The sequence below is a fragment of the Aestuariivirga sp. genome (assembly GCF_046294715.1).
Lineage (GTDB): Bacteria > Pseudomonadota > Alphaproteobacteria > Rhizobiales > Aestuariivirgaceae > Aestuariivirga.
The window spans coordinates 20,177-37,986 of record NZ_JBKBKI010000025.1; the positions used below are offsets into that span (position 1 = coordinate 20,177).

Annotated in this window: 16 protein-coding genes; 6 read left to right on the top strand and 10 right to left on the bottom strand. The window is 64.7% G+C overall.

Annotation, left to right across the window (positions count from 1 at the left end; genetic code table 11):
• Positions 1–10: 10 nt before the first annotated feature.
• Positions 11–319, bottom strand: coding sequence for a hypothetical protein (locus ACK4HL_RS15195; protein WP_409761825.1), 309 nt, complete (start codon positions 317–319; stop codon positions 11–13).
• Between the two features lie 165 nt (positions 320–484).
• Between ACK4HL_RS15195 and topA the strand changes: the two genes are divergently transcribed.
• Positions 485–3,148, top strand: coding sequence for a type I DNA topoisomerase (gene topA, locus ACK4HL_RS15200; RefSeq protein ID WP_409761827.1), 2,664 nt, complete (start codon positions 485–487; stop codon positions 3,146–3,148).
• A 6-nt stretch (positions 3,149–3,154) separates the two neighbouring features.
• Here topA and ACK4HL_RS15205 read toward each other — a convergent pair whose 3' ends face one another.
• The 3 genes from ACK4HL_RS15205 to ACK4HL_RS15215 all read right to left on the bottom strand — a co-directional run bounded on the left by ACK4HL_RS15205 (position 3,155) and on the right by ACK4HL_RS15215 (position 5,318).
• Positions 3,155–3,568 carry an NUDIX hydrolase gene (locus ACK4HL_RS15205; protein WP_409761829.1) on the bottom strand — a complete coding sequence of 138 codons (414 nt, stop codon included), beginning with the start codon at positions 3,566–3,568 and terminating at the stop codon, positions 3,155–3,157.
• A 91-nt stretch (positions 3,569–3,659) separates the two neighbouring features.
• Positions 3,660–4,661, bottom strand: a complete 1,002-nt coding sequence (locus tag ACK4HL_RS15210) for an inorganic phosphate transporter (RefSeq protein ID WP_409761831.1) — start codon at positions 4,659–4,661, stop codon at positions 3,660–3,662.
• A 12-nt stretch (positions 4,662–4,673) separates the two neighbouring features.
• Positions 4,674–5,318, bottom strand: a complete 645-nt coding sequence (locus tag ACK4HL_RS15215; protein WP_409761832.1) for a DUF47 domain-containing protein — start codon at positions 5,316–5,318, stop codon at positions 4,674–4,676.
• Positions 5,319–5,432: 114 nt separating this feature from the next.
• Between ACK4HL_RS15215 and rnr the strand changes: the two genes are divergently transcribed.
• From rnr to ACK4HL_RS15240, 5 genes are all read left to right on the top strand, one after another.
• Positions 5,433–7,658 (top strand): ribonuclease R, encoded by a 2,226-nt coding sequence (gene rnr, locus ACK4HL_RS15220; RefSeq protein WP_409761834.1) that lies wholly within the window; start codon positions 5,433–5,435, stop codon positions 7,656–7,658.
• A gap of 94 nt (positions 7,659–7,752) precedes the next feature.
• Entirely contained in the window at positions 7,753–8,184 is a 432-nt protein-coding gene (locus ACK4HL_RS15225; protein ID WP_409761836.1) for a DUF983 domain-containing protein, read from the top strand.
• Positions 8,181–8,873, top strand: a complete 693-nt coding sequence (locus ACK4HL_RS15230) for an NUDIX hydrolase (protein WP_409761838.1) — start codon at positions 8,181–8,183, stop codon at positions 8,871–8,873. Before ACK4HL_RS15225 ends, ACK4HL_RS15230 begins: the two co-directional genes overlap by 4 nt.
• 68 nt (positions 8,874–8,941) lie before the next feature.
• A complete protein-coding gene (rpmG, locus tag ACK4HL_RS15235; RefSeq protein ID WP_373504503.1) occupies positions 8,942–9,109 on the top strand; it encodes a 50S ribosomal protein L33 in 168 nt (55 codons plus the stop codon).
• A gap of 108 nt (positions 9,110–9,217) precedes the next feature.
• Entirely contained in the window at positions 9,218–10,699 is a 1,482-nt protein-coding gene (locus ACK4HL_RS15240) for an aldehyde dehydrogenase (RefSeq protein WP_409761840.1), read from the top strand.
• Between the two features lie 61 nt (positions 10,700–10,760).
• Here the strand turns inward: ACK4HL_RS15240 and ACK4HL_RS15245 are convergent, their stop codons facing one another.
• The 6 genes from ACK4HL_RS15245 to ACK4HL_RS15270 all read right to left on the bottom strand — a co-directional run.
• Positions 10,761–11,987, bottom strand: a complete 1,227-nt coding sequence (locus ACK4HL_RS15245; RefSeq protein ID WP_409761842.1) for a hypothetical protein — start codon at positions 11,985–11,987, stop codon at positions 10,761–10,763.
• Between the two features lie 117 nt (positions 11,988–12,104).
• Positions 12,105–13,190: a YihY/virulence factor BrkB family protein gene (locus tag ACK4HL_RS15250; RefSeq protein ID WP_409761844.1), complete on the bottom strand. Its 1,086-nt coding sequence runs from the start codon at positions 13,188–13,190 to the stop codon at positions 12,105–12,107.
• Between the two features lie 268 nt (positions 13,191–13,458).
• Positions 13,459–14,289, bottom strand: a complete 831-nt coding sequence (gene scpB / locus ACK4HL_RS15255) for an SMC-Scp complex subunit ScpB (protein ID WP_409761846.1) — start codon at positions 14,287–14,289, stop codon at positions 13,459–13,461.
• A 33-nt stretch (positions 14,290–14,322) separates the two neighbouring features.
• A complete protein-coding gene (locus ACK4HL_RS15260; RefSeq protein ID WP_409761848.1) occupies positions 14,323–15,189 on the bottom strand; it encodes a segregation and condensation protein A in 867 nt (288 codons plus the stop codon).
• A 63-nt stretch (positions 15,190–15,252) separates the two neighbouring features.
• Positions 15,253–16,272 (bottom strand): beta-N-acetylhexosaminidase, encoded by a 1,020-nt coding sequence (nagZ, locus tag ACK4HL_RS15265; protein ID WP_409761849.1) that lies wholly within the window; start codon positions 16,270–16,272, stop codon positions 15,253–15,255.
• A gap of 26 nt (positions 16,273–16,298) precedes the next feature.
• A partial coding sequence (locus ACK4HL_RS15270; RefSeq protein WP_409761851.1) for an SPOR domain-containing protein occupies positions 16,299–17,810 on the bottom strand: 1,512 nt, incomplete at its 5' end.

Sequence of the window (17,810 nt, forward strand, 5' to 3'; positions counted from 1 at the left end):
AGTGATCAGCTCAGGCCGAAGTGGGCGGAACGGGCTCGAATTCCTCGCTTGCCTTCGACAAGGTGCGGATGCGGTCGATCTCGCTTTGAGGAACCTCCACCCTGTTGGCGACGCCGAACGCCTCGTAATAGGCGTATTCCAGCGGGACCATCACCGTGAACAGCTGGTTCGACCGGGCGAGATTCCTCAGTTCGAGGATCATGTCGGCCAGATACTCGGCGGTCTCCCGCTTGCGCGGAACCTCGGTTGACCCTACGGTACCTAGGGCCGTATTGCCGGGGATTTGAGCCGGGGCTGCCTTGGCGCGCCGCATCTCCATTCTATCCTCCAAACCTTTTCTGTCAGGAATCTCATCTTAAGCGTGCTTTTTTCCTTTTAAAGCGCCCTAAGATTGAATCTTGGTTGCGGGGATGAGGAAAATCGCCCTGCCTTGCACCCTGGAACCGATGCCTATATGACGCCTCGAAACTTGTCAGGACCTTGAATGACCGTCGTCGTCGTTGAATCACCGGCTAAGGCCAAGACAATTAACAAGTATCTCGGAAAGGACTTCACGGTCCTGGCGTCCTATGGCCACGTGCGCGACCTGCCTGCCAAGGACGGCTCGGTCCGTCCCGACGCGGATTTCGAGATGGACTGGGAAGTGGACGGCAAGTCCGCCAAGCGCCTTTCGGACATCGCAGCCGCCCTGAAGTCCGACGACCGCCTGATTCTGGCGACCGACCCCGACCGCGAGGGCGAAGCCATCTCCTGGCACGTGCTCGAGGTGTTGCGGCGCAAGGGCGCCCTGAAGGGCAAGTCGGTGCAGCGCGTGGTGTTCAACGCCATCACCCGGAATGCCGTCCTGGAAGCCATGCAGCATCCGCGTGACGTGGACAGCGCGCTTGTCGATGCCTACCTCGCGCGCCGTGCTCTCGATTACCTTGTGGGTTTCTCGCTCTCCCCCGTCCTCTGGCGGAAGCTGCCGGGCTCGCGCTCCGCGGGGCGCGTGCAATCCGTGGCGCTCCGCCTCATCTGCGACCGGGAACTCGAGATCGAGGCCTTCCGCGCCCAGGAATTCTGGACCATCGACGGCACCTTCCTGACCCCCGGCGGCCAGGAGTTCCAGGCGTCACTGAACGCCATCGGCGGAAAGAGGCTGGGAAAGCTCGATATCGCAGACGAAGCTTCCGCCCGGGCCATCGAGCAAGCGGTGAAGGGACAGCCCTTCAAGGTCGATTCGATCGAATCGAAGCCGGCCCGCCGGCACCCCTACCCGCCCTTCCGCACCTCCACGCTGCAGCAGGAGGCCTCCCGCAAGCTGGGCTTCTCCTCCTCCCGCACCATGCAGATCGCCCAGCGCCTCTACGAGGGCGTGGACATCGGCGGCGAGACGGTGGGCCTCATCACCTACATGCGAACCGACGGCGTGGACATGGCCCCGGAGGCGATCGCCTCCACCCGCAACGCCATCCTGAAGAATTTCGGTGAGCCCTACCTGCCCTCGGTTCCGCGCCACTACACCACCAAGGCCAAGAACGCCCAGGAGGCGCACGAGGCGATCCGCCCCACCGACATGTCGCGCCATCCGAACACCGTGCGCCGCGCCCTCGACCAGGACCAGTTCGCCCTCTACGAACTCGTCTGGAAGCGCACCATCGCCAGTCAGATGGAGAGCGCCGAACTCGAGCGCACCACTGCCGACATCGGGGCGGACGGCCGTGATGGCAAGCATTATTCCTTCCGGGCCACCGGCTCGGTCGTCAAGTTCGACGGCTTCCTCAAGGTGTATTCCGAGAGCCTCGATGACGGGGAAGACGAGGATTCGCGGCGGCTGCCGCCCATGTCCCGGGGCGACTCGGTCGGTGTGAAGAAGATCGAAGGCGTGCAGCACTTCACCGAACCGCCGCCGCGCTATTCCGAGGCCTCGCTGATCAAGAAGCTGGAAGAGCTCGGTATCGGCCGGCCCTCCACCTATGTCTCGATTCTCGAGACGCTGCGTCTGCGCGGCTACGTGAAGCTCGACAAGAAGCGCCTCATCCCCGAGGACAAGGGCCGCGTCGTCACCGCCTTCCTCGAGAGCTTCTTCCGCCGCTACGTGGAGTATGACTTCACCGCCGACCTCGAGGAGCAGCTCGACAAGGTCTCGGCCGGCGAGATCGACTGGAAGCAGGTTCTGCGCGACTTCTGGCGCGATTTCACGGCGGCACTGGAGGACGTCAAGGAACTGCGTGTTTCCAACGTCCTCGACGCGCTGAACGATATCCTGGCGCCCCACATCTTCCCGCCGCGCGAGGATGGCGGCGACGCCCGCGCCTGCCCCTCCTGCGGAACCGGACAGCTCTCGCTGAAGCTCGGCAAGTTCGGTTCCTTCATCGGCTGCTCGAACTATCCCGAGTGCAAGTACACCCGTCCCATGACGGCCTCGGCGGAGGGGCCGGAGGCAGTTCCGGCCGAAGGCGTGCTGCTCGGCGTCGACCCCGAGACGGGAGAGAAGGTGACGCGTCGCCTGGGCCGGTTCGGCCCCTACTTGCAGCTCGGCGAGGCGGTGGAAGGCGAGAAGCCGCAGCGCGCCTCGATCCCAAAGGGCCGCAAGCCGGAGGACATCACCCTCGAGGAGGCACTGAAGCTGCTCTCGCTCCCTCGCGAGGTTGGCGTCCACCCGGAAACGGGCAAGCCTATCGTCGCCAATTTCGGCCGTTTCGGGCCGTTCATCCTCCATGACGGAACCTATGCCAATCTGGACTCGCCGGAAGACGTCTTCACCGTCGGCATCAACCGAGCCGTCGACATCCTGGCGGAGAAGAAGGCGCGCGGGTTTCAGCGCCCGAAGGCCGGCGCGCTGAGGGACCTGGGGCCACACCCCGCCGGAGGGGGCAACATCCAGGTGATGAGTGGCCGCTATGGGCCTTATGTGAAGTTCGGCAAGGTCAACGCAACGCTGCCGCGCGACAAGGATCCTCAGGCGCTGACTGTCGAGGAGGCGGTTGCGCTGATCCAGGAGCGGGAGGCGAAGGGCCCCTCGAAGAAGAAGGCGCCGGCCCGCAAGGCTGCGGCGAAGAAGCCCGCAGCCGAAACTGCCGCCGCCAAGAAGGTTCCGGCCAAGAAGCCCGCAGCGAAGAAACCGGCCAAGAAGCCCGTCAAGGCGAAGAAGCCAAAGGCTGCGTGAAGCCGCCTATTCCAGCTTGCGGATGATGTCCTTCAATTCCGGCTCCTGCACGGCCTCCGCCGCTTCCGGAACGGAAAACCACTGAAGCCTCCTCTGCCCCTGCTCGGGCCAGCTTGGATGCTGCACCATCTGCTCGAAGGCGAAGACCTCGACCTTGCAGGGCTCGACCCTGCCATTGGCGAAGCGCTTGCCATACTCGAAGGCGCCGATGGGTTTCTTGCTCACCTGGCCGCCGAGTCCGGCCTCCTCGTAGGCTTCGCGCGCTGCCGTCTGGGCGGGCGAAAGCCCCTTGATGGGCCAACCCTTCGGAATCACCCAGCGCCCCGTATCGCGCGAGGAGATCAGCAATACCTCCCTGCCCGCGCCGCTGTGGCGCCACGGCAGAGCGGCATATTGCTTCTTTTTCAACGGTTTCTTCACGGCACCTGTCCAGAGCATGCGTTTGGCGCTCCGCATCAAAGTTCACGGTGAAAGCGCCAATTTGACAATACGATGGTAAACAAGTGGTTCCTCAGCCGGCGAAGAGCGCCGCCAGCCAGTAGAACACGGCCGCGAGGAGAGCTGCCGCCGGCATGGTAATGACCCAGGCATAAACGATCCCCGTGGCCACGTTCCAGCGCACCGCGGAGACCCGCCGGGCTGCCCCCACCCCCACGATCGAGGCGGTGATCGTGTGGGTCGTCGAGACGGGTATGCCGAGGTAGGTGGCCCCGAACAACGTGATCGCCCCTGCCGTTTCCGCGCAGGACCCCTGCATGGGGGTGAGCCTGGTGATCTTGGAGCCCATCGTATGCACGATCCGCCAGCCTCCCATGAGGGTTCCGAGCCCCATCACCGTGTAGCAGGACAGGATCACCCAGCCCGGAACGGTGAATTCGGAATATACCCCATGCGAATAGAGCAGCACCGCGATGATGCCCGCCGTCTTCTGGGCGTCGTTGCTGCCATGGCCCAGCGAATAAAGAGCGGCGGAAACGAGCTGCGACTTTCGAAAGAACCCGTCGGCGAAGGCGGGGTTCGCCCGCACGAAGGCCCAGCTCACCAGCAGGATGAGCAGAAGTGCCAGCACGAACCCCGTGAAGGGGGAAATCACGATGGCCGATACCGTCTTGCTGAGGCCTGACCAGATGACTGCGGAAAAACCCGCCTTCGCGACACCGGCACCCACGATGCCACCGATCAGCGCATGCGAGCTCGACGACGGGATGCCGCCCCACCAGGTGATGGCGTTCCAGCTGATCGCTCCCATCAGCGCGCCGAAAATCAGCGGATCATCGACGAGCCCGGGGTCGACGATGCCCTTGCCCACCGTGTTCGCAACGTGGACTCCGAAGACGAAAAACGCCGCGAAATTGAAGAAGGCCGCCCAGACCACCGCATATTGCGGCTTGAGTACGCGTGTGGAGACGATGGTCGCAATCGAGTTCGCCGCATCGTGCAGCCCGTTCATGAAGTCGAAGGCCAGCGCCACGAGGATCAGCAGCACCAGCGAGATGGAAACGCCCATGTCCATGGCGGTGCCCGCTCAGACGTGTTCGATGACGATGTCGCTCATCACGTGAGCCACATCCTCGAAGCGGTCGCAGACCTTCTCGAGATGATCGTAGATCTCGGAGCCGATCACGAAGGCGAGCCCGTCGCGCTGTGCCGCCCCCTTGAAGAGGTCGCGAAGCCCCCTGTCGTTCAACTCGTCCGCTTCGCCTTCCAGCGTCGTCAGCTGGCCAGTGAGCGCATGGAGCTTGGCCGAATGCTGGCCCACATTCCGCATCAGCGGCAGGCCCTCGGTGATCAGGTCCGCCATGGCGATAACCTTGTCCGCCATGGCCTTCATGTTCGGCTCGAAGCTGGTGACGTCATAGAGCATCACCGTCTTGGCCGTCTTGTTCATCTGGTCGATGGCGTCGTCGAGCGCGGCCGAAAGCGCCTTGATGTCGGAACGGTCGAAGGGTGTGATGAAGCTGCGGCGGATCGCCTGCATCACTTCATATGAGATCTCGTCCGCCTCTTCCTCCTGGCGCGACAGGGTCCGGCAGTGTTCGGCCATGTCGGGCCCGCCTTCGACGATGGCACGCAGCGAGCGCGAGGCCTCCTGTGCCTTCAGTGCGTGCGCCTCGAAGAGATCGAAGAACTTCTCTTCGCGCGGCATCAGCTTCTTGAACCAGTCGAGCATGGCAATCCCCATATCTCCCCGCCGCGGGGTTAGCTCCTGGGACCGGACCTGTAAATGGGAACCCCGCGGCAATCTGCTGGATTTCCTGCATAAATTCCGGGTATTCCTTGATCCATGGCAAAACGGCCTCAGCAGAAGCTCCAACTCCCGACCGAAGCGGAAGTTCTGGAATTCATCCAATCCTCGCCCAACATCGTCGGAAAGCGCGAGATCTCACGGCATTTCGGCGTGAAGGGCGGCGACAAGGTGGGGCTGAAGGCGTTGCTGAAGCGAATGGAGGAGGATGGGCTCCTTGCGAAGCGGCAGAGAAAGCTGCTCGATCGTTCCTCCCTGCCGCCCGTCACCGTGCTGGAAATCATCGGCACCGACAAGGATGGCGAGCCCTATGCCGAACCGGTCGAATGGGACGAACGCCAGGCCGGAAAGCCACCCCGCGTGGTGATTGAAGGGGTGGAACAGGCCCCGCGCAAAGGCGACAGGGTGCTTGCCAAGATCCAGTCCTCGCGCGACGGCCGCTACAAGTTTCGCGCCCGGGTCATCAAGACGCTGTCCGACCGCTCGAACAAGGTCCTCGGCGTCTACCGCGTGCTGCCGGGGCTCGGCCCCCGCATCGTGCCGGTGGACAAGAAGGCACGGCACGAGTTGCAGGTGTTGAAGGGCGAGGAGAGCGGCGCGATCGACGGCGAACTCGTCGAAGCCGAGATTGCGAGGGACCGCGGCCGCGGCCTGCCCATGGCCCGCGTGCGCGATCGCCTGGGAGACCTGAACGACCAGCGCAACATTTCCCTCATCGCCATCCATCACCACGGCATTCCCAATGAGTTTCCCGAGCGGGTGACGCGGGAGGCGGAGAACCTGAAGCATTTCTCGCGCGAGGGCCGCACCGACCTCCGCCACGTGCCCCTCGTCACCATCGATCCGCGAGACGCGCGCGACCATGACGATGCCGTGTGGGCCGAGATCGACGAGGAAACGGGCGGCGCCAACGTGATCGTCGCCATCGCCGACGTCGCGGCCTATGTCCGGGCGGGAACTGCGCTGGACCGCGAGGCGCGGATCAGGGGCAATTCGGTCTATTTCCCCGACCGCGTCGTCCCCATGCTGCCCGAGCGCATCTCGAACGACCTCTGTTCCCTCCGGGAGAAGGAGGAGCGGCCGGCGCTGGCCTGCTTCATGACCTTTGACCGCTCGGGACGCAAGACCAGGCATCGCTTCGAGCGCGTCGTCATGCGCTCGGCTGCCAAGCTCGCCTATGAGGAGGCCCAGGCCGCCATCGACGGCAAGCTCAACGACAAGACGGCACTGCTCCTGCAGGGCGTTCTGAAGCCGCTGTGGAAGGCCTATGACATCCTGCTGAAGGGGCGCAATGCCCGCGAGCCCCTGGAACTCGATCTCCCTGAAAGGAAACTGATCCTCGACGCCCATGGCCTGATCGAGCGGGTGGTGACGCCGGAGCGCCTCGACGCCCACAAGCTGATCGAGGAGTTCATGATCCAGGCCAACGTCGCCGCGGCAGAGGAACTCGAGAACCGCAAGACGCCCCTGCTCTACCGCATCCATGAGCAGCCGGCGGAGGAAAAGGTCCGCGCCCTCGCCGAGTTCCTCCGTACGGTGGGCCTGAGCCTCGCCTTGGGACAGGTCATGAGGCCTAAGCATTTCAACAAGTTGCTGAAGGATGTTGAGGGCAAGGATTACCAGCACGTGGTGAACGAGGTGGTGCTGCGGACACAGGCACAGGCCGTATACAGCCCCGTGAACAAGGGTCATTTCGGCCTTTCGCTCAGACGTTACGCCCATTTCACCTCGCCGATCCGCCGCTATGCCGATCTGATCGTGCACCGTGCCCTGGTCTCCGCCCTTGGTTTCGGAGAGGATGGCCTGAGCCCTGACGACATCGCGAAGCTCCCCGATACGGCCGACATGATCTCCGACGCCGAGCGCCGCGCCATGGCGGCCGAACGCGAGACGATCGACCGGCTGGTCGCCGCCCATCTCTCGAAGCAGACCGGCGCACTGTTCCGTGGCCGCATCGCCGGCGTGGTGAGCGCGGGACTTTTCGTCAAGCTGGACGAGTCCGGTGCAGACGGGTTCGTGCCCGTCACCTCGCTGGGGCGGGAGTACTTCGTTTTCGACAAGACCCGGCACGCACTGATCGGAGAGCGTTCCGGCGACACCTATCAGCTGGGCGACCGTCTGGAAGTGAAGCTGGTGGAGGCGACTCCCGTTTCCGGCGGCATGCGCTTCGAGGTTGTTTCCGATGCGAAGGAGGGAAAGCCCGCCTCCCGCCGGGCCGTGAGGTCCACCGGCCGGCCGACGAGGGCCAAGGGCCGCAAGCGCTAGGGATCCGCCCCGAGGTTCCGAGGCTTGCGGCAGAGGGTCGCGCGGCGGCGCGCAATCTTCAATTTGTCACGCTCGGCCATCATCTTCCGCCGCCATGACACTGACCATCGATTCCTCCAGCCTCAGCACACCCGAGAAGCGCTCCTGGCAACAGGCTCTCCTGCGGGGCTTCACCTGTTCCTGCCCAAGCTGCGGCAAGGGGCGCATGTTCTCCAGATACCTCAAGGTGGCGGACAGCTGCACTGTCTGCGGCGAGGAGTTGCACCACCACCGGGCCGACGATGCGCCGCCCTATTTCACCATGTTCATCGTGGGCCACATCGTGATCCCGCTGGTACTGGTCGTTGAAAAGCTCTGGGCTCCCGCCCTTCCGGTGCATTTCGTGCTCTGGACGGCGGTGACGCTGGCCCTGACCTTCGCCTTGATGCCTGCTGTCAAGGGTGCCATCGTCGGCCTGCAATGGGCGCTCCGCATGCACGGCTTCGACTATGCCGCGCAGGCCGAGCATGGCCGCGAGGGGGAATGAGCTACGACCATCCGGAATTCGCCGGGTCGAAGATACACGCCAAGGTTTTGCGGCCGAAGGACTCCGCGACGCTGATCCTGGTGCGGCGCGACCGTGGATCACCGCGCATCCTCATGGGCCAGCGGGCGGGCGGGCATGCCTTCATGCCGAACAAGTACGTCTTTCCCGGCGGCAGGCTCGACTCGGCCGATTGCCGGGTGAAGCCGGCGCGGGACCTTCATCCCGCCACCATGGCCAAGCTGATGGCGCGGATGCGGGGCAGGCCCACCGAGACCCGCGCCCGCGGCCTCGCCCATGCCGCCGTCCGCGAAACCTGGGAGGAAGCGGGCCTGCTCTTCGGCCGGCCGAAGGTCGAACAGGCCCCTGACCTGTCGGGCCTCACCCTTTTCATGCGGGCGATAACGCCGCCGGGCCGCACCAGGCGCTATGATTCCCGATTCTTCGTGGCCGATGCCGAGTATCTCGCCAATATCGACGACCCGCACCATGACGGCGGGGGTGAGCTCCTTACCCTTTCCTGGCTGACCCTGGACGAGATCGCCTCGCTCGACCTGCCCCTGATCACGGTCGATGCCCTGCAGCGGCTCAAGCCCTTTCTGGACCAGGGCCAGCTTCCGGCCCATGACTGCCCGGCCTCGTTCCAGTATTACCGCGGCAGGAACTGGATCGAGGACACGATCTCGCTCTGACGCCCCGCGCCTTGACTTTCCCCCTCAATTCGGGTCTATCGGCGCCAAATCCCGTTTTGGAGACCGTCATGGCCAAAGGCAATGTTATCAAGATCAAACTGGCGTCGACTGCCGACACCGGCTATTTCTACGTGACCAAGAAGAACTCGCGCACCAAGACCGACAAGCTTTCCTTCAAGAAGTACGATCCGGTCGCGCGCAAGCACGTGGAATTCAAGGAAACCAAGATCAAGTAATCCTGGGCTTCATCCCGTCGCCAATACGAAAAGGCATCGCCGCGGGCGGTGCCTTTCGCGTTTCTGGCACTGGCCCCTGATGAATTTCCCCTACCCACGGAGATGACGATGCCGACCGATTACCGCGCCATGATCCCCAACCTCTCATTCCGCAACCAGGCCTTCATCGGCGGCAAGTACGTCCCCTCCGCCTCGGGCAAGACCTTCGACTGCGTGTCGCCCATCGACGGCCGGGTGCTGACCCGTGTTGCCGCATGCGACGCGGAGGATGTTAACCGCGCGGTTGCCGGGGCACGCGCCGTCTTCGAGAAAGGCTCGTGGTCCACCTGCCATCCCGGCAAGCGCAAGAAGATCATGCTCAAGCTTGCCGATCTGATGCAGAAGCACAAGGACGAGTTGGCGCTGATCGAGACGCTCGACATGGGAAAGCCCATCTCGGTCTCGGCGGGTGGCGACATCCCCGGCGCGATACAGGCGTTGCAGTGGTATGCAGAGGCCGCCGACAAGGTCTATGACGAGGTCGCCCCCTACCGGCCGGATTCCGTTTCCCTCATTACCCGCGAGCCGATCGGCGTCGTCGCGGCCGTCGTGCCATGGAACTACCCCCTCCTGATGGCATCGTGGAAGCTGGGGCCGGCACTTGCCACCGGCAACTCCGTGATCCTCAAGCCCGCAGAGCAATCACCGCTGACGGCGCTTCGCATCGCGGAACTCGCGGCAGAGGCCGGAATTCCGGACGGCGTCCTGCAGGTGCTGCCCGGCTTCGGCGAAACGGCCGGCCAGGCACTGGGCCGCCACATGGACGTCGACATGGTGGCCTTCACCGGATCGACCGCCGTGGGGAAATATTTCCTGCGCTATTCCGGCGAGAGTAACATGAAGCATGTTTCGCTCGAGACCGGCGGCAAGTCGCCGAACATCGTGTTCGCCGATGCCGGCGATCTCGATCACATCGCCAAAGTCTCCGCGGACGGTGTGTTCTTCAACGCCGGGCAGAGCTGCAACGCGCCAACCCGCATTCTCGTGGAGGAGAAGGTCAGGGACGAATTCGTCGCCCTCGTCGCAAGACACGCCAAACCGTGGACTCCTGCAGATCCTCTCGATCCTGCCACCTCGATGGGCGCGGTCGTCGATGCCGACCAGATGAACCGGGTGCTCGGCTATATCGAGGAAGGCCGCCGGGAAGGTGCCAGTATCGCCTTCGGCGGCAGGCGCGCCCGCGAGGAAACCGGCGGAAGCTACATCGAGCCCACCGTCTTCACGGGTGTGAAGAACTCCATGAAGATCGCGCAAGAAGAGATTTTCGGCCCCGTGGTCGTCGCCGTGAGCTTCCGCGACGAGGCGGAAGCCGTGGCGATCGCCAACGACTCGATCTATGGCCTCCAGGCCAATTTGTGGACGCGCGACGTGAGCCGCGCCCACCGGCTGGCCCGCCGCCTCAAGGCGGGCACCGTCGTCGTCAACAATGTGTGGGGTTCGGACATCACCAACCCCTTCGGCGGCTACAAGCAGTCCGGCATCGGGAGAGACAAGTCGCTCCACGCCATGGACAAGTACTGTCAGGTGAAGAACACCTTCATCCAGCTTTAGGCTGGCCTCGAAACGAAACGGCCGGGCGCTGGCCCGGCCGTTCGCTTCGTCTTGACTGCCGTCAGAGCTGCGGCAGTTGCTCTGCCGTCGCCTGGTCGCCGGTCGACTCACCGGTGGTCGATTCCTCGGTAGTCGTTTCCTCCGAGGTCGTTTCCTCGGTGGCCGGCTCTTCTGTCGCCGGCTCCTCGGTGGTCGGCTCCTCTGCCGCCGGCTCTTCGGCCGCAGCCTGCGCGGCGACCTCCTCGATGGCGCCTGCCAGCGTGTCCTTCGCCCAATCCACCATCTCGTCCGTCACCACGGTGTTGGGGCTCGCAGCTTCGGTGAGGGCCTGCTTCAGCGCGTCGTCGCTCGCCGCGGCTTCTGCCTCTTGAGCAGCGGTCTCTGCTTCCGTCAGCGCGGTCTGGGCTTCGGTCACGGCAGCCCCGGCCTCAGTCACCGCCGTCTCCGCCCCAGTCAGCGCGGCCTGGGCATCCATGTAGGACTGGACGGTAGTGATCTGGCCCTCAAGCGCCGCCTTCTGGTCCATGAGTCCCTGATAGGTTGGATCCGCGTCAGTGAGCCCCTGTAGGGCCGTGTTGACCTCTCCGAGGGCGGTGTTGAGATTGCCCATCGTCGTTTGCGGGTCCACTCCCAGCACTTCCGCGGGAAGTGCGTTGTACGCGGTCTCGGCGTCCGTCAATGCAGTCTGCAGCCCCGGCAGTGCCGCCTGTGCATCCAGAAGTGCCTGCTCCGCAGCGGCCAGCGCCTGTTGCGCGGCGGCGACATCCGCCTGCGCCTGCTGTGCAGCCACGACGCTTCCGATATATTCGCGGATTGGCGCCATGCGCGGATCGGCGCTGTTCATGATTCCGTTCACGTTCCGCTTCAGGGAATTGAGGCCCTTGAGCTGCGCGTGGAGGTTCTTGGCCTTGGTTTCCGCCACCCCGGCCTTCTTGGCGCCCTTCGCCTCCTTCTTGCTCACGGAAGCGGTCTGCGCCTTGGTGGCCTTGGTGGCCTTGGTGGACTTTGTTGACTTCGCCGACTTCGTCGTTTTGGACGTCGCGCCGGCCTTGCTCTTCGATCCCGACTTCGTGGATGCGCTCGATTGGGCGCCAGTGTTGCCGCCGGACTTGCCGCCACCATTGCCGCCGCCGTTGCCGCCGCCATTGCCGCCGCCGTTGCCACCGCCCTTGCCAGCAGCGAAAGCCGCTCCGTCGGAGCCGGCGGAGAACGGCGAGAAGACATCGAGGATGGGGCTGAGGGTCAGCATGGTCGCCGCAAGCAGGGCGGCAGGAAGAGTGAGTTTCATGAGTGGGCGCTCCGTTTCAGGTTCGCCGCCACTCTTTCGCCAAGCGATTTAATGGGCGATGAGCGCAACGCTCATCATTTTAGATATTCGTGTTTTTCTATGTTAAGTGGTGCTCCGTCACTTCTTGCGCGTCGGCTTGCGCTCACCCTGAGCCTGGTTCTCGATTTCTGCGTTCAGTTCTGCACCCACCAGCACGATGATGGCGGAGAGCCACATCCAGGTGAGAAAGCCGATGACGGCACCGAGCGAACCATAGGTCTCGTTGTAGTTGGCGAAGTTCGCCGCATACCACGAGAACAGCATGGAGAAGATCAACAGGCCAACGGCCGCCAGCAGGCTTCCGGGCGTTATCCAGCGCCATGGCACGTCCGGCTCCCGGCTGGGGCCATAGCGATAGAGCACCGCCAGGGCGGCGATGCCCAGCCCGAAGATCAGCGGCCAGCGGCCCGCCCAGATCAGGAAATCCACGATCGGTCCCATCCAGAACAGCTCCAGGATGACGGGAACCGCCGCCACGACGGCGATCAGCACGATGATGCCGATGATCGAGGAGAGCGTGAACAGCAGCGAGATAAGGTTGAGCTTGATGAAGCCGCGCTTCTCTTCGACGCTGTAGGCGATGTTGAGGGCATCCATCATGGCTTTCATGGCCGCATTGGCGCTCCACAGGGCGATGACGATGCCGACGCCTGCCGCCAGGCTGAGTTTGCTCTGGTCGCCCTCGGCAATGCGCATCGCCTGTTCGCTTATGATGGACATCGCGCCTTCCGGAAGCAGTCCCTTCAGCATGTCGAGGTGCCGCGCGATGCTCTCAGGCTCGGCGATGAGGCCATAAAGCGATACCAGCACCGTGATGGCGGGAAACAGCGAGAGAAGTCCGTAGAAGGTGACGCCGCCCGCAACCGCCAGCACCCGGTCAGCGCTCACCTGTGAAACGGTGCGCTTCAGGATCGACCACCAGCCGCGCGCTGGGATGTCGGTGGGGGAGTCCGCGCCCGTGCCCGCCGTGCCGCCGGTCCTTCCCGCTTCAGCGGCAGGTTTGGCAGTGTCTGGCGTCCCTCGGGATATATCACTGCCCCTCGTCGGGACGCGATCCAGTGCGCCGTGGATGACGTTCGCCGCCATTCCCAGCAAAGCTGCATAGATCAGGGACGAGAGAGTTGTTGTCGGGCGGCGGGAGGCCGGAGATACATCGCTGGTCATGCGGGCGGGAACGCGCCAGCTACCCACCGGTTCCGCTTGGAAAAGGTGCCGGCCCGGGCAAGTGGATCATGGGGAGGCCTCCCAGCAATCCGGGCCCGGACCGGCGAGCCCGTCGCCTCAGGAGGTGCGGCAGAACCTGAAGCGCTGGGCTAGCCCTCGGTCTGGGAATTTAAGGAAAATGAAGGCCCAAGGCCAGCGCCGCGCATGGTGAACGCCGTGCCGATTGAAACGAGAGTCAATAATTAAGGTAAAGCCGCCAAAACAGCACTTATTTGGACTCGCCTTCCGGTGAGCCGTTATCCTCTGGCAAGTGCATCTCGAGCGGCGGCTGATCGAATTCTGTACCGTCCAGAGGCTCCTCGTCAGGAGCGAGTTCTTCGCCGCTCCTCGGCATCGGCACGTCAAAGCCGGGCGGCAGGTTGGCATCGAGAAGGCCGGCTCCCTTCAGTTCCTGCAGGCCGGGAAGATCGCTCACCTCGTTGAGGCCAAAATGGCTGAGGAAGGCGTCGGTCGTACCGTAGGTGACGGGCCGGCCCGGCGTCTTGCGGCGCCCGCGCATGCGCACCCAGCCGATTTCCAGAAGCATGTCGAGCGTGCCCTTCGATATCGCCACCCCGCGAATGTCCTCGATCTCGGCGCGCGTCACCGGCTGGTGATAGGCGATGATGGCCAGCGTCTCCATCGCTGCCTTGGAGAGCTTGCGCTGCTCCACGGTTTCGCGCCGCAGGATGTAGCCGAGATCATCCGCCGTGCGGAACAGCCACTTGCCCGCCACTTCCACGAGGTTCACGCCGCGATTGGCGTAATTCGCCTGGAGATCGGCAAGAAGGCCGGCCACGTCGGCGCCCTCCGGGAGGAAGCTCGCCACATGCGCGGCGTCGACGGGTTCCGCCGTCGCAAAGAGAACGGCCTCCACGATGCGCAGGTGCTGGTTCCGGTCGGCACGGGGATGACGGGTGATGGAGGCTCCGACGGCCTCGACGGCGTCGGCACGCTCGCCGCCCTCTTCTTCCGCGCCTGCCGCGGCAACGGGAGTTTCATGCGCGATCGCCTCTTCCGTCTCGATTGCGGTTTCGGCCGCAGCGATCTGCGTCTGCATGGTCATCTCCTTCACTCCGTTACGTTCTGCGGCTCACGCCGCATTGGCCGCCCGCCGCTTGAGATAGATCGGCCGGAACGGACCCTCCTGCCTCAGCTCCAGCAGCCCTTCGCGCGCCAGTTCCAGGGTGGCCGTGAAACTCGAGGCGGTGACCGAGCGGCGCATGCCGGGCTCCGCCAGGTATTGCGCCAGCCAGACGTCGAGCGTGCTCCAATCGTCCATCACGCCAACCAGACGCTCAAGCGCATTGCGCGCCTCCTTGATGGACCAGGTCGGGTGGCGCTTGGGCACGTAGATCTGGTGAGCCAGCTTCTTCTTGCGGCGTTCGGCATAGGCCTTGAGGAGATCGATGAGGTTGTCGCCAAATTCCCGCCGGGTGTCGATCACCAGCGGCTCGGGAGCGCCTCTCGCGAAGACGTCACGCCCGAGCACGCTGCGCTTCATGAGGTTTTCGGAGGCCGTGCGCATGGCCTGCAGACGCTGCAGGCGGAAGGCGAGCCGCGCCGCGAGATCTGCGGGTTCGGTTTCCTCCGCCCCCGGTGGCGTGGGAATGAGCAGGCGCGACTTGAGGTAGGCGAGCCAGGCTGCCATGACCAGGTAATCGGCGGCGATCTCGAGCTGCAGTCGGCGCGCGTTCTCGATGAAGCTCAGATACTGTTCGGCGAGCTTCAGGATCGAGATCTGCTTGAGGTCCACCTTGTGGTGGCGTGCCAGTTCGAGGAGCAGATCCAGTGGCCCTTCGAAACCGCCCACATCGACGATCAGGGCGCCCTCATCCGGCACCGCTTCCGCGACGGGCACACGCAACGCCGCATCTCCATCCGGCCAGCTTTCAGCCGGAAGTGCGGGAGCCTGGGTCTGATCCTGTGGGCCGCTCACGAGCGGATGATCCTCTTTCATGCCATCCCTTGATACCAAGGGATGGGGGGTGATTCGTCCTCATGCCACAACTTATCCCCAGTTTCACGGAGAAAGCAGGGCCTCGAGATCCTTGAGAGCCTGTTTCCGGTCAAACACTTGCGGCCGGCGCGCACACTTCAGCGCAGCCCTTGCCCGGGCCAGCGCCCTGCCCCGGAGATGGCCTGCGGCAGCGGCCACCTCCTCCATTTCGGCCATCTCGCCATTGCAGTGCAGCACCAGGTCGCATCCGGCCTCCAGTGCCCGGCGTGTCTTCTCGGCAAAGCTGCCGGAAAGCGCCTTCATCGAGAGATCGTCCGTCATCAGGAGGCCGCCGAAGCCGATTTGCCGCCGGATGACCTGCGAGATCACCTTCTTCGATTGCGTGGCGGGCGACTTTGCGTCGAGCGCCGTGTAGACGACATGCGCCGTCATGCCCATCGGCGCATCCGCCATTGCGGCGAAGGGCGGAAAATCGACGGCTTCGAGTTCGGCCCTGCTCGCCTCGACGACGGGAAGTTCCAGGTGGCTGTCCGCCTGAGCCCTGCCGTGGCCGGGGATGTGCTTGATCACGGGCAACACGCCGCCCTCAACGAAGCCGGACGAATGGGCCCGGGCGAGCGCCATGATGGCTTCGATCCGGCCGGCATAGGCCCTGCTGCCGATGATCTCGTGCGCACCGGGCTGAGGCACGTCGAGGACCGGCACGCAGTTCGCAGTGATTCCACAGGCGATGAGGTCTTCCGCCATCAGACGGCCGATGTTGCGGGCGGTCCGCAAACCCGCGAGCGGCTGACGCGCATAGAGTTCGCCGTAAGCCCGCGCCGGCGGATAGGCTCGCCACTCGGGGCAAGGAGGTCCCAGGCGCTGGACGCGACCCCCCTCCTGGTCGACGAAGACAGGTGCATTTCTGCGACCGACCGCTGCCCGAAAGGCCGCCGTGAGGCTTCGAAGCTGTGCCGGTGACTCGCAATTGCGTTTGAAGAGAATGAGCCCGAAGGGATTTGCCCGGGAGAAGAAGGACGTTTCCTCACTGCTCAGCGACGCGCCGAGACAGCCCGCGATGAAGGCGCCGATGGATGTCATGGAATGCCCCGAAAGCCCAGGAAACCTCAGGGACCTCTCACGATGCAGTCGCTCTCGCCTGCCGAGAACAGGGCACTGCACACCCGGCTGGCATCGCTGCGCGATGCGAGCGGTCCGAGGCCGAGCTGGTAGCGGGTGCTGCCGCCCACGCTTGTCTGGTTGATGCGCTCGGGCAAGCCGCCGATCACGTCCGGATAGGACTGGCTCAGCCTGCTGTATTCCCGCCGTGCCTCGGCCTCGCTGCGGAAGGACGAGAGCTGAATCAGATAACCGCCACCGGTCGAGGCCTGCTGGGTTGCGGTCTCGGCCGGCGGATTGGCCGCCGTCGTCTGCTGGGGCGCTGCGGCGACCTGCGTTCCCTCTGCCACCGTGGCTTCTCCCTCATCCCCACGCCGGAACAGATCCATGATGGTGCGCTTCTTCTTGACGGCGGGCGCTGCCTCGCTGGCCTGAGAAGGGGGCGTTGTGGCCAGCTGGCTTTCGGGAAGCTCGGGCGGAGGGGCGATTTCCGCCGGGGGCACAAGAACGACCGGTGCTGCGCCGAGGTTGTCGAGCGGCTCCTCGGCTGCGGGCTTCTTCTTGGTTTCTGCCTGTTTCTTCTTGGGCGGAGGCGGCGGCGCGGGCTCTTCCGCTACCGTCGCGGCCACTTCCGCATCCGCGACCGGCTCATCCGAAGCTGCGTTCGCTGGCTGCGAGCTGCCTCCGGAAACAAGTGCCGCCCCGTCGGTGGCTTTTTCCGGGGGCGGCAGGGGAAGGGCGGCACTCGACGTGGCTTGCGGCTGCGCGGCAGCTGGCGCGGGAGGGGCGGTTGACCCCTGCTCGGGTTTTGCCGCCGCTGCGGCGATGCGTTCGAGCCCTTGCTGCTCGAGGCTGCCCTGCTGGTCTTCGCCCGGCGGCGGCAGCGGCAGCGGCGGAGGTTCGTCCACCGCGGGCAATCCTCCGGCGGCGCCCTGCTCCGGGGCGTCAGGGGCGGGAATTTGGTTGGCGCCGGCGGGTTCAATGGCGGGCACCTGGTCTGCGGGTTGTGCCTCCGCCGGCTGCACCGGAATTTCTTCCGTGGGCTGCATCTCGCCGCCCATCACTTCCTGCTCTCCGACGATACGGTCGTAGATCTGCTTCTTGGCCGCCGCAGGTGCCTCTCCCCCCGTCCCCTCCGCAGGGGTTTCCGGCGCCACCTTGGCCGGCTCCTCGGGAGCCGAAACCACGGGCACCGAGCCCGAGGGCTGACCTGTGCCCGCGACATTGCCGTTCATCTGCGTGTTGTAGTACCACACCACGCCACCGGTCACGAGCGCTGCTGCCAGCAGAGCGAGCAGCAGCAGCCATGGCCCGCTCGAGCGGCTGGGCTCGTCTCCGAAGCCGTCCTCGCCGTCGCGGTAGGCCGCCTGGTAATCGCGCGCGCTGGCCCGCTGGCGGGGTGTCTCGTCCTCGAAGACCTCGTCGAAATCCTCCTGCGGAGCCCGGCCGCGGGCCGGAGCGGAAGGCCGTCCCAGCCGGGGCACGGCGCGGCCGTCCTCCGGGTGGCGGATCGCCGCGTG